Annotated in this window: 11 protein-coding genes; 7 read left to right on the top strand and 4 right to left on the bottom strand. The window is 42.9% G+C overall.

What is annotated here, in order from left to right:
- Window positions 1–31 precede the first annotated feature (31 nt).
- A complete protein-coding gene (locus BLS28_RS18820) occupies window positions 32–655 on the bottom strand; it encodes an RNA polymerase sigma-70 factor (RefSeq protein ID WP_091171034.1) in 624 nt (207 codons plus the stop codon).
- A gap of 409 nt (window positions 656–1,064) precedes the next feature.
- On the opposite strand from BLS28_RS18820, the gene BLS28_RS18815 reads away from it, so the two are divergent.
- The 6 genes from BLS28_RS18815 to BLS28_RS18790 are packed head-to-tail and all read left to right on the top strand — an operon-like array spanning window position 1,065 to window position 7,323.
- The gene (locus tag BLS28_RS18815) at window positions 1,065–1,418 is read left to right on the top strand and encodes an S-adenosylmethionine decarboxylase family protein (protein WP_091171030.1); all 354 of its coding nucleotides are present in this window, start codon (window positions 1,065–1,067) and stop codon (window positions 1,416–1,418) included.
- A 1-nt stretch (window position 1,419) separates the two neighbouring features.
- The gene (locus tag BLS28_RS18810; RefSeq protein WP_091171026.1) at window positions 1,420–2,904 is read left to right on the top strand and encodes a DUF4178 domain-containing protein; all 1,485 of its coding nucleotides are present in this window, start codon (window positions 1,420–1,422) and stop codon (window positions 2,902–2,904) included.
- Window positions 2,901–3,080 (top strand): hypothetical protein, encoded by a 180-nt coding sequence (locus BLS28_RS18805; RefSeq protein ID WP_091171023.1) that lies wholly within the window; start codon window positions 2,901–2,903, stop codon window positions 3,078–3,080. Before BLS28_RS18810 ends, BLS28_RS18805 begins: the two co-directional genes overlap by 4 nt.
- A 5-nt stretch (window positions 3,081–3,085) precedes the next feature.
- Window positions 3,086–4,594: a polyamine aminopropyltransferase gene (locus tag BLS28_RS18800; RefSeq protein WP_176844511.1), complete on the top strand. Its 1,509-nt coding sequence runs from the start codon at window positions 3,086–3,088 to the stop codon at window positions 4,592–4,594.
- The gene (locus BLS28_RS18795) at window positions 4,572–6,257 is read left to right on the top strand and encodes an FAD-dependent oxidoreductase (protein WP_091171015.1); all 1,686 of its coding nucleotides are present in this window, start codon (window positions 4,572–4,574) and stop codon (window positions 6,255–6,257) included. Before BLS28_RS18800 ends, BLS28_RS18795 begins: the two co-directional genes overlap by 23 nt.
- Window positions 6,244–7,323: a hypothetical protein gene (locus tag BLS28_RS18790; RefSeq protein ID WP_091171012.1), complete on the top strand. Its 1,080-nt coding sequence runs from the start codon at window positions 6,244–6,246 to the stop codon at window positions 7,321–7,323. The genes BLS28_RS18795 and BLS28_RS18790 overlap by 14 nt, the downstream gene beginning before the upstream one ends.
- A gap of 50 nt (window positions 7,324–7,373) precedes the next feature.
- Here BLS28_RS18790 and BLS28_RS18785 read toward each other — a convergent pair whose 3' ends face one another.
- From BLS28_RS18785 to mgrA, 3 genes are all read right to left on the bottom strand, one after another.
- Window positions 7,374–8,504 (bottom strand): AAA family ATPase, encoded by a 1,131-nt coding sequence (locus BLS28_RS18785; RefSeq protein ID WP_256337485.1) that lies wholly within the window; start codon window positions 8,502–8,504, stop codon window positions 7,374–7,376.
- On the bottom strand, window positions 8,473–9,183 hold the full coding sequence (locus BLS28_RS18780) for an RNA ligase family protein (RefSeq protein WP_091171006.1): 711 nt from the start codon (window positions 9,181–9,183) through the stop codon (window positions 8,473–8,475). The genes BLS28_RS18785 and BLS28_RS18780 overlap by 32 nt, the downstream gene beginning before the upstream one ends.
- 225 nt (window positions 9,184–9,408) lie before the next feature.
- On the bottom strand, window positions 9,409–10,404 hold the full coding sequence (gene mgrA / locus BLS28_RS18775; protein WP_091171003.1) for an L-glyceraldehyde 3-phosphate reductase: 996 nt from the start codon (window positions 10,402–10,404) through the stop codon (window positions 9,409–9,411).
- A 130-nt stretch (window positions 10,405–10,534) separates the two neighbouring features.
- Here mgrA and BLS28_RS18770 point away from each other — a divergent pair, with 130 nt between their 5' ends.
- Window positions 10,535–11,113, top strand: coding sequence for a Crp/Fnr family transcriptional regulator (locus BLS28_RS18770; RefSeq protein WP_091171000.1), 579 nt, complete (start codon window positions 10,535–10,537; stop codon window positions 11,111–11,113).
- Window positions 11,114–11,644: the final 531 nt, after the last annotated feature.

The following is an 11,644-nucleotide window of genomic DNA, read 5'->3' as shown; positions in this document are numbered from 1 at the left end:
TGTAAATAATCAGGATACCCCAGTGGGCAGATCAAATATTTTTTGAAATTTTTTCGGGGCTGGCAGGCATCGCCGCTTTTTCGGTGTCTTTTAACCCTTGCGCAAGGGTTTTCAACGCGTTGCCCATATGGTATTCAACCGTTTTTATAGAGATATCGAGCAGGTCGGCTACTTCGCGATATTTCAAGCCGTCCTCTTTTATCAGCTTAAAAACCAGGCGGCATTGTTCGGAAAGTTTGTTTAAAGTAGTATTGATGAGTTTGGTAAGATCTTCATAAACCAGCTTGTCTTCACCTGTAGCGCCCGAATCGGCAACGTCTACGTTTATATCATCAATATTTACGCTTTTAAGCTGATTTTTGGATAGGCAGGTAAGCGACTTATTTTTAACCGATGTATAGCAGTAATAAGTAAGGTTATTGATCTCCGCAATAGAAGCCCGGCGCCCCCAAAGGTTCATGAAAACATCGTTGGTGATTTCTTCGGCCAGTTCATCCTGCTTTACCAGTGATTTTGCCAGGTTAAATAATTTACCATAATAAGCCAGGTACAGCCTTTTAAAGGAAGCCCTGCTGCTGTTTAAAGCAATATCATTAAGTAAGTACCTAATCTCGGTGTCCAGCATCTCCTTATCGGTTGTATTTACTTTGATCAAAAACCGTGAAACAGTTCTTGTATAGTTAAATTAATATAATTGGCTATTGGTCTTCATTAAAGCAAAGTCATTGCCCTAATTAAAATCTAAGATATGACATTTTATTTTAATTGTTCAAAAAACAATTAAAATATTTTTTTGCCTTTACAAAATACGGTATGCTAAATTGTTTTATCCAACTAAAACATACAACAGCTAAAAAACGCCTTCAAATAGCATAAAATCCAACTGCCTGACTTTTACCTGTACTTAATATTAATTTTAATTGTCAAATAAACAATAATAAAACAACGCATTTTTTGATTTAAATTAATGTTTCCCATCCCAATTAACCGCTTCAGGGGAATAAAATCAAAAAACAGGTACAATAAATATTTTCATATATTTAGTTCCGAATTTATTTACACTAATGCCCTACAAACCTGGACTTCACATTTTATCTGAATTTACATCTGCTAAACATAGCCAACTGTTATCCAGTGCAGATTGTCATCAATTATTCGATGAGCTTATTACCCACTTCCAGCTAAATAAGGTTGGTGAGGTTTATCATGATTTTGAGGGTGGCGGCTTTACTGCGGTTATTTGCCTTACAGAGTCGCACATGTCTATCCATACCTGGCCCGAATATGGCACAGCTACCTTTGATGTGTTCCTTTCTAATTACCAGCGCGAAAATGATGACAAGACCCGTGCTTTATACAGCAGCGTGCTTGAATTTTTTGAAGGGGTTGAACTACAGAAAAACGAAATAAAGAGATAGCATGGCCACATTAAACCCTAAAGCATTTCCTTTTTCGGATTCGATTACCTGCCCTAATTGCCACAAGCCCATCACACTATATGATCATATTGCTTGTGAGGCAGCGGCTTGCCCTTCATGCTACTCCTATCTGTTATTTGGCACTGATGGCAAATCTTACGTTAAAGACCGCCTTGTTTCAATTCAAAACAAACCTGTTTTGCCCATAGGTACCGAAGGTCTGCTCCGCGATGTGGAGTATAAAGTGATAGCCTATATCGAAAAGAAGGAAGCAGCCTACAACCAATACCAATGGCGCGAATACATGCTTTACAATTACGCCAAAGGCTACGCTTTTTTGGCCGAATTTGATGGGCACTGGTCGCTAATTGCAGGCAAAAGCTTTTTTCCAGATCTTGAAAAATCAAAAAAGAGCCTCGAAAATACAGCCTTATACCAGGGGCTTGAGTTTAACCTTTTTAACTCTTACCGCCCCGTAATTCACTCGCTCATCGGAGAATTTGACTGGGATATCCGCGACGAAAGGATCAAAGCGCGTGAATACATCAGGCCACCATTTTTACTAACATGGGAGCAAAATCAGCGTACCCAACAAGAGGACTGGTATCTTGGCGAATACATTGAAGAGCGAGAGATCGCAGCTGCTTTTAAAATTCCATTGGGTAACTTTCCTTCAAAAGTTGGTATTGGGGCAAACCAGGCGTCCAAACACAGGGCACGCTGGAATGGCGCCTTGATGATAAGCGGCATTGCCATTATCGCTTTTTTATTGATACAGCTTTGGGTTGGATACTTGCGGCCCGAAACAGTTTTACTTGAACATAGCTATTCGCTTGATTTACGGCCCCGGCCTGCAGATACTGCAAAAAGAAAAAGTGTTATGGTTACGGGAGATCATAAAACAACCGATAGTACAGCTACCGCTATAGGTAACATATTACAGGACAGCGCCAAAGCCATTGACTCATTTGCCCGGGACACTGCCGGTGCAAATGTAAAGCCTGACAGCGCAGGCAACTTTGAATTTAAATCATTCAAAACGCCAACATTTAAAATAGAAGATGGCCCGGTGCCTTTGGAAATAGAACTATCATCGCAAGTTGATAATAACTGGCTTTCCACAACTATTGAACTGGTAAGCGAAAAAGACAATCAAACCTGGAGCCTTACCAAAGACATTGAATACTATCACGGTGTTGAGGACGGCGAAAGCTGGTCCGAAGGCGGCTTACATGAAACGGTTTTGCTTTCAGAGATCCCGCCGGGCAAATACCATGTAAACATGTATCCCTATTCGGGTTCAAGTTTGGTCAATTCGCTTGATGTAAAGGTTACCGAAAGCGTGACTTTATGGAGAAATATTCTGATCACATTTTTAATACTGTGCCTTTATCCGCTGTATTGCTGGTACCGCGCACGCAGATTTGAAGTTAACCGCTGGATGAACAGCGACTTTTCACCTTATCAAAAAGACGACGACGAATGAAACTCATCAAATCAAACATAGCATATATAGTTATAGCATCATTGATAGTAGTGTATTTTACTTTCGATGCATTTAATGGCATAGCCTTTTGGCAAAGTAATGATGTAGAACGTAATGCAGGATATCATGGTACGGTAGCGCACTCTGGGTATGGGGTTAGGTTTTATCACAAATAATGGATATGAATAAAAAACTCCCCGTATTATTACTCGTTTCGGTTTTTATAATTGCCACCTGCGGCCTTATTTATGAGTTGATAGCAGGTACACTGGCCAGCTATCTTCTTGGTGATTCGGTTACCCAATTTTCAACCATTATTGGTGTTTATTTGTTCTCGATGGGTTTGGGCTCATGGATATCCAAATATTTTGATAAAAACCTGTTAGGCTGGTTTATCCGCATTGAAATATTGGTAGGCCTTGTAGGCGGTACGAGCTCGTCAATCCTTTTCCTGGTATTTGAAAGTGTAAGTTCATTCCGCATCATCCTGTATGGCCTTATCTCCATCACCGGGATATTGGTTGGCCTGGAAATCCCTCTGTTAATGCGGATTTTGAAAGACAGGTTTGAATTTAAGGACCTCGTATCAAAGGTTTTCACTTTCGATTATATTGGCGCGCTGATAGCATCACTGGTGTTCCCGTTGCTGCTTATCCCCTACCTGGGTATTGTCCGTACCGCCTATTTATTTGGCATGTTGAATGTACTGGTAGCGCTGATTACCTGCATCAACTTTAAACATGAAATTAAAGGGGCTAAATACCTGCAAAGCGCATCTATCATTAGCCTTGTGGCGTTATTAACCGGCTTTATATACGCCAACACCATCACTAATTTTTCCGAAAGTTTAACGTACAGCGACACCATTATATTTTCAAAAAGCACGCCATATCAGCGCATTATCATCACCAAAAAAGGGCGCGATCTGCGGCTATTTCTCAACGGCAACCTGCAATTCAGTTCGGTTGATGAATACCGGTATCATGAAGCATTGATCCACCCGGTATTGCAGGCATTGCCTGATGCTAAAAACGTGCTGGTAATGGGCGGAGGCGACGGACTGGCGGTACGCGAGATCCTGAAATATCCACAAATTCAAACCGTTACCCTTGTTGATTTGGATAAGGAAATGACCAAACTGTTCCGCACCAACGAAATGTTGTTGAAACTGAACAACCGCTCATTTCTTTCACCCAAGGTTACGGTTATTAATGCTGATGCTTTTTCATGGGCCCGCGAGCAACGTAAAGTTTATGATGCCATTATTATCGACTTTCCGGATCCATCAAATTACTCGGTAGGCAAGCTGTACACCAATACTTTTTATGCTATTGTTAAACACCTGCTTAAACCCGATGGCATTATGGTGGTGCAGTCTACATCACCATATATAGCTCCAAAATCATACTACACGGTTGAAAAAACACTGCAATCTGTTGGTTTGCATACAGTACCATACCACAACTATGTACCATCTTTTGGCGAATGGGGCTATATCATGGCCATGAGCAAACCTGTTTATAAGGTACCAGATCATTACCTGCCGGGCTTGCGCTTTATGTCGAAACAATGTCTTGAGCAAATGCTTTACTTCCCCAAGGATATGGCCCGGGTACCGGCGCAGGTAAACAAGCTAAACAACCAGATCTTAGTAAAATACTTTGAAGATGAGTGGTCGACTGTTTTATAACCGCTCATCTGGCGTAAAACCTTTAAGCCGCCGGTCATTCCTGTTGCAGGCTGGCCTGGTAACAGGCGCTATTTTTTTTAACGGGTGCATCCGAAAAATAGGTGGTGGTAAACCGGCTTATGCACACATAAAAGGTAAACTTTCGGGGCCGAACGCAAAAGCGGGTCATGCACTGCGCGATAAGTTGCCTATGCCAATTCCATCCTCGCAGCAATCAGTTAAAACACTGATCATCGGCAGCGGCATCTCCGGGCTATCGGCCGCAAGATGGCTGCAGAAACAGGGAGAAACAGATTTTAAATTACTGGAACTGGAAGATCACACTGGTGGCAACGCATTCTTTGGCACAAATAGTGTTTCCTCTTACCCCTTAGGAGCTCATTACATTCCTATTGTAAATAATTACGATAAACCACTGGTAGACTTTTTACAGGAGAACGGCGTAATAACCCACTTCGACGAAAAAGGGCAGCCTTATTACAACGAGTTTTACCTCTGTTTCGACCCTGAAGAACGCCTGCTCATCAACGGCCACTGGCAGGAAGGCATAGTACCCGATTTTGGTGTTACCGATAATGACCGCAAACAGGTCATTCGCTTTTTCAACCTGATAACCCAACTCAAAAACGCCCGGGGCAACGATAGCAAATACGTTTTTGATATCCCGTTGGATAACAGCTCGGCCGATGATACTTACCGTAAGCTCGACAGGATAAGTTTTCATGATTACTTACAACAAAACGGCTTTAATTCTCCTTATTTATTGTGGTACCTAAACTATTGCTGCAAGGATGATTATGGTACACCGGCCTTGAATGTTAGTGCATGGGCCGGCCTTCATTATTTTTCGGCCAGGAAAGGAACAGCTGCCAATGCCGATCCCAATGCAGTAATTACCTGGCCCGAGGGTAATGGCTGGCTAATGAAAAGACTAAGGGAAACTGTTAAAGATCACGTGCAAACATCGCATTTAGCCTATGATATTCAACTGGATAAAAACGGTAAAGTAGCAGTAAAAGTCCTTGATCTGAAACAAAATACATCTGCTATTTTCCATGCAGATAAAGTGATCATGGCCTCGCCTCAATTTGTTAATCAAAAACTTCTTAAAAACATAGCACGACCTGGCTTTGATGCAAGTATGCTGCATTATTCGCCATGGCTCATCGCCAACCTTACCGTTAACGAAATCCCAACGGCTGCTAAAGGCATGGTGCTTTGCTGGGATAATGTGGCTTACAACACGGCATCAGTAGGTTATGTAAATGCCAACCAGCAGGACACAAAACTGGTTGAAGCAAAAAAGGTCATTACCTACTACCTACCGCTTTGCGATAAAGAGCCCAGATTAGCCCGTCTTGCAGCCTATACCCGTACGTATGAACAATGGCTGGATATAGTAATAAGTGAAATGGAACAGATGCACCCCGGTATAACGGAGCATATTGAACAGGCCGATATGTGGCTTTGGGGCCATGGCATGATAGCACCGTCGGTAAATTATATCTGGGGCAGTAACCGCCAACAAGCAAAGCAGGCTATCAATAATCAAATCTTTTTTGCGCATACCGATCTAAGCGGGATTTCCATTTTTGAAGAGGCCTTTCACCAGGGCATCCGGGCAGCACAGCAAGTTATTGAACATAACAATGGAGCAGCTTAAAACAGGTACCCAACCATGGGTAAAGAATAGCCTTACCGATGGGGTCTTCATCCTGTCGCCTCCATTTATTGCGCTGCTTACCGTAGCGCTTTTTCCGGCACAATTTAAAAACTCAGCGCTTATGCCGGTGCAGTATTGGGTTGTGCTGATTGTAATGATTGATGTAGCCCATGTTTACAGCACCCTTTACAGAACTTATTTTAATCCGCCCGAATTTAAAAAGCAGCCGCATATACTGATAGCTGTTCCCTTGTTTTGTTATATAGGTGGTGTGATGCTTTACCTGGCCGGCGGTATATTTTTTTGGCGGCTATTAGCTTACCTTGCCGTCTATCACTTTATCAGGCAACAGTATGGTTTTCTGCGCATTTACTCGCGCCGGGAAAATCAAACATCATTATTAAAGTATATTGACAATACAGCTATTTATATAGCTACCATATATCCCTTGCTATACTGGCATTTTGCAGGCTACAAAAAAAACTTCAACTGGTTTGTTAACGGGGATTTTGTTTTATTCCATTTTGATGGTTTACTTATAGCCGCCAAAGTCATCTACCTCCTTAGCATAGCGCTGTTTATCATTAAGGAAGTATGGCTTTACATTAAAAAACAACAGTTTAATTTACCCAAAAACATGGTGGTGCTTGGCACGTTCCTGTCGTGGTATTTCGGGATTGTATATTATAATGGCGATATGGCTTTCACCACGCTCAACGTGGTATCGCATGGCATTCCGTACATGGCATTAGTGTGGTTTTATGAGCAGAAAAAATTTACCGGTCAAAAAAACTACCAGACAGGGTTCATGAAACTTACTTTTAGCAAATACGGGGTACTTTCATTTATCGGCCTGCTTATTTTGTTTGCTTATGTAGAAGAAGGTCTTTGGGATGGCCTGATCTGGAAAGAGCACGTTTCGGTATTCAGGATCTTTGCAGGGTTACCATCCATTAACAGCGATATGATCCTCGCCTTAACCGTTCCGCTTTTAGCCTTGCCACAGTCAACCCATTATGTACTTGATGGTTTTATATGGCGTATGCGAAAGCAACAAGAAGCATAGCACCAACTGGGATTGGTAAAAACGCCGCCAGCATTGGCGGCGCTTAATTTTCAAACTGTATCATTCACCTGGTAAACCACTGTATGAGCCTCCCACAATGCCGGAGTTTCCAACTTATCAATCAACCTTTCAAGTACCGCATCTGGTATGGCTGCTTCGCGGTTCCTGTTCTGCTTTAGTAATCCGACGTAGGGTACTTCCACATAAATAATCTTTACCGCGGCTTTGTAAGTGGCAAATAGTTCGATCAATTGTAAACGCATTTGCCGGGTAATATTGGTAGCATTCCAGATAAAGCCTTTTTGTTTCCTCAAAAACACACGGGCCTGTTCTTTGGCTTCCTGTATTACTATACCATTACCGCTTTTATCCGTAGGCGAAATACCTTTTGCTGCACGGATATCGTCGAGTGATATTACCGGCATATCAGGATAATTCTTTTGGATATAAGTATTTTTACCTGCTCCGGGCAAGCCACTCATCAATATCACTTCGTTAACGGGCTGTTCAAAAGGTACATAATCTGCATATCCATCTTCGTGCTGCATATAATATATCTTCGCTTCATCACTTGTAAATGCCCGGGCAACACCCCAGCAATTTTGCTCCCGACAAAAAGCTTCAAAGCAATCCACTTTGTACAACATTTCATCCTTGTCCTCACAGGTTCGGCCCAACATATCAGCACGGGCAAGCAAAGCAAGCCATTGCGTGTTAACCTCCATGCTTGCCATAATCAGGGACTTTACCGGGTCGCTTTTTTCGAATATCCAAAGTGGCAAACCATGATAACGCACCAACCCGGCTACCTGTTCACGTATAGCAAAAGGCGTTGGTATTTCCCTGTACAATATCTGCCGGGCTGTCATAGCTCCTTTACGGGCATGTCCGTTTGAAGTAATCCGTCCATCCGGCTCAATTACTGTCGTGCTATATTTTTCAACATCGTGCAGCAAAGCAGCTGCCCAAAGTATTTCCTGTTCCTGGGCTAACAGTTCCTTATAAATTTGCTCAGCAGTTAGTGCTTCAAGTACCATTTGGGTGTGGATGGCAACATTGCCTTCGGCATGGTATATGGCATCCTGCGGTACATCCTTCATCCGTTGTACCCAATCAAAACGGGTTTCGAGATATGTCCAGTCTTTATTTTTAGTAATGGCCCACATAGTTACCTCCTTCATTTTTTAATGGTGCACGTTTCCAGCTTCGTGTCCAGTGCTGGCTGGTTTTAACGTGCCCTTTCCTTACATATTTAAATACATTATACGCAAAATCATCTGCTGCATATCCATCCGCATTGCGGGATACTATGCCTTCGATAGTTGCAGGTTTTCCGTCCAACACATCATAAGGCTCAAAAGTCCCCCTGCTTTTGGTAAGAGCCAAAACATCATGCTCAAACTTTAACTGCTCAACAGGCAAATGAACAACGCCCAGTTCGGGAACGGTTGGCAAACCGATCATTGCGGCATAAAACTTTGTCTCCTCCCAGCTTAACCAACGGTTATGCTCGCGGATCCCGAACACATAAAAATGATGTTCGAGGTTCCGGTATTCGATAGAATGGACAGCGTAGAGATTTTCAAGGAAGATCTCCATATCACCCAGATCATTTTTGATCAACTGCCAAAACCTACGGATGCTCTCCGTCCAGGCAGAGACCGTTGGTGCTGCATGAGACCGTGCAAAAACGCCGTGCCGCGATAAGCAGTTATTCTCGCCATCCAGCTTTTCAGTATGGATAAGCGCGGGTATTTTTTGTATGTGTTGCCAATAGTCGTGCTGTATCCTGTCATCGCTGGTTGTACCCGGCGAAAACGGATAATGATACGTACGACCATATTTTTGTGATATAGCCATGTTGTAAAATTTTAATTAAAAGAAATAGAAATTCACCTCCTCCCCTGGGATGGGGAAGCTCATTAAACGTTTATGCTAATGAGATTACATGGCTCAAATTTTTGAGAGTTTTTGTTGTTACTGGTGCAAAGGTAAAAAACTACCTTATAATTAAAAACAAAAAAGCCTCCGGTTTACACCGAAGGCTAACAATAGTCGATTGTAATATATCAGAATTGGTTAGTCTTACGCCAGTATATTGTTGATCAGCTTTAACTCCTCATCACTAAATGATGTATTGGCTAAACAACCGATAGAATCTGTAACCTGCTCCGGCTTACTTGCACCGATCAACACCGAAGTGATGCGTTTATCTTTCAAGATCCACGATAAGGCCATCTGCGCCAGGTTTTGGCCCCTCTGCAATGCAATTTCGTTTAGCTTGGCTGCTTTGGCTATATTTTGTTCGGTTATGGCATCTTCGTCGATAGCGCCGTTACCACGATGGGCAGCTGCCCGCGATCCTTCCGGAATACCTTTCAGATATTTATTGGTTAATAACCCCTGTGCCAGCGGAGAGAATGGTATACAGCCTACACCTTTGTCTTCCAGCACATCAAGCAAGCCACCTTCAACCCACCTATCGAACATGGAATATTTAGGCTGATGAATGAGGCATGGTGTGCCCAGCTCTTTCAATACGGCAACTGCCTTTTCAGTTTCGGAAGCGCTGTAGCTTGAGATCCCAACATACAGGGCTTTACCCTGGCGTACTATCAGATCCAACGCGCCCATAGTTTCTTCGATGGGGGTTTCAGGGTCAGGACGGTGATGATAGAAAATATCTACATAATCAAGCCCCATACGTTTAAGGCTTTGATCTAAACTGGCTACCAAATATTTTTTTGAGCCCCAGTCGCCATACGGGCCTTCCCACATACCCCATCCGGCTTTGCTTGAAATAATAAGTTCATCGCGGTAGTTTTTAAAATCATCTTTAAAAATACGGCCAAAACTTTCTTCGGCCGAGCCCGGCGGCGGGCCGTAGTTGTTGGCCAGGTCAAAATGGGTGATGCCTTTATCAAAGGCTAAACGTAAAATGTTACGAGCATTCTCCAGGCTATCGATACCGCCGAAGTTGTGCCACAAGCCAAGCGATACCGCCGGCAACTTTAAACCGCTGTTACCACAACGGCGATATTCCATGCTTTGGTAACGGTTTGCATCAGGTAGATAAGTCATATCTTAAATAATTAGTAAAGTCCAAAGTTGGCTTATCTGCCACAAAAATCCATTGAACTGGGACAAGAAATAAAATTATTTACAGGCGCATATTTGTGGGTATCCCCCGCTCCGGGCTTATATTTGAGCCATGTTTCAAAATATCAATCATTACGCGGCGCGGTCGGTTAGTTTAACTACAGAAGAAACCGCGCTGTTTAATGAGATATTGGAATACCGGAAAATACCTAAAAAAACACGTTTACTTGCAGCCGGAGATATCTGCAATTTTGAAGCCTACGTAAACAAAGGCTGCATCCGCGAGTATATCATCGACGAAAACGGCGCCGAAGTAACCCTGCAATTTGCCATTGAAGACTGGTGGGTAAGCGACCTGGCCAGCTTTGAGGATCAAACCCCATGCAGTATGTACATCGAAACGTTAGAAGATTGCGAATTGCTCATCCTCACCCGCGCCTCAAAAGAACGCTTACTTAATGAAATACCCAAGCTTGAGCGCATGTTCAGGCTCATGCTGCAAAGGCATTTAACGGTAGTTCAAAAACGGCTGTTTAAAACCATAGCAACCACAGCCATGGAAAAATACATTGAATTTATTAACCGCTATCCCAGCATCCCGCAACGGGTGCCGCAGCATTATATAGCTTCATATTTAGGAATCTCGCCCGAGTTTTTAAGTAAATTGAGGACGAGGAGTTTGAAGAAGTAAGATATTCATTTGCCGTCTGATTTTTATACTAATTAATATAAGAGGCATCATTGAGGAACGAAGCAATCCCAAATAGGCAGGAAGAATCTGCTAATCGGGGATTGTTTAGTTCTTACCCTTGATATGTTTAAAAATGAGTGTCATGCGGAGTGTTTAAATCCGGGGCCTCTGAAGGATGTATGACATTAACGCTTATTGTCATCCTGAGTGTTTAAATCCGTGGCCTCTGAAGGTGAAATGACATAGATTTGCTGAACCGTGCAGTGTGGCCGACCGAGTTATAGTGCTTATTGCCTGTTGCTGAGTATGGTTCCGAAGCAAGAGTCTGAAGGTATGGTACGATCCCTTGTGTGGGTGATTTGTCCGATGGGTAGCCTGTCTTTTCTTTAAACTCCTTCGGGCACGGTTTAAAAAGCGTTATAAGTATGGAAAAGATGCATTTTCATGCGGCAGGTATAGATATTGGAGCCCGCAAGGTATTTGTGGGTCTTGAAGGCCAGCCGGTTCGTTCGTTTGAGACTTTCACCAGTG

Source organism: Mucilaginibacter gossypii (assembly GCF_900100945.1).
Taxonomy (GTDB): Bacteria; Bacteroidota; Bacteroidia; order Sphingobacteriales; family Sphingobacteriaceae; genus Mucilaginibacter; species Mucilaginibacter gossypii.
The sequence above is the reverse complement of the archived record's forward strand: the minus strand, read 5'-3'. Positions and strand labels throughout refer to the sequence as shown.

Excerpts from the sequence above, each read along its gene's own strand:
- BLS28_RS18815 (WP_091171030.1), top strand. The coding sequence starts at position 1,065 with ATGCCCTACAAACCTGGACTTCACATTTTATCTGAATTTACATCTGCT.
- BLS28_RS18810 (WP_091171026.1), top strand. The coding sequence starts at position 1,420 with ATGGCCACATTAAACCCTAAAGCATTTCCTTTTTCGGATTCGATTACC.
- BLS28_RS18805 (WP_091171023.1), top strand. The coding sequence starts at position 2,901 with ATGAAACTCATCAAATCAAACATAGCATATATAGTTATAGCATCATTG.
- BLS28_RS18800 (WP_176844511.1), top strand. The coding sequence starts at position 3,086 with ATGAATAAAAAACTCCCCGTATTATTACTCGTTTCGGTTTTTATAATT.
- BLS28_RS18795 (WP_091171015.1), top strand. The coding sequence starts at position 4,572 with ATGAGTGGTCGACTGTTTTATAACCGCTCATCTGGCGTAAAACCTTTA.
- BLS28_RS18790 (WP_091171012.1), top strand. The coding sequence starts at position 6,244 with ATGGAGCAGCTTAAAACAGGTACCCAACCATGGGTAAAGAATAGCCTT.
- BLS28_RS18785 (WP_256337485.1), bottom strand. The coding sequence starts at position 8,504 with ATGAAGGAGGTAACTATGTGGGCCATTACTAAAAATAAAGACTGGACA.
- BLS28_RS18780 (WP_091171006.1), bottom strand. The coding sequence starts at position 9,183 with ATGGCTATATCACAAAAATATGGTCGTACGTATCATTATCCGTTTTCG.
- mgrA (WP_091171003.1), bottom strand. The coding sequence starts at position 10,404 with ATGACTTATCTACCTGATGCAAACCGTTACCAAAGCATGGAATATCGC.
- BLS28_RS18770 (WP_091171000.1), top strand. The coding sequence starts at position 10,535 with ATGTTTCAAAATATCAATCATTACGCGGCGCGGTCGGTTAGTTTAACT.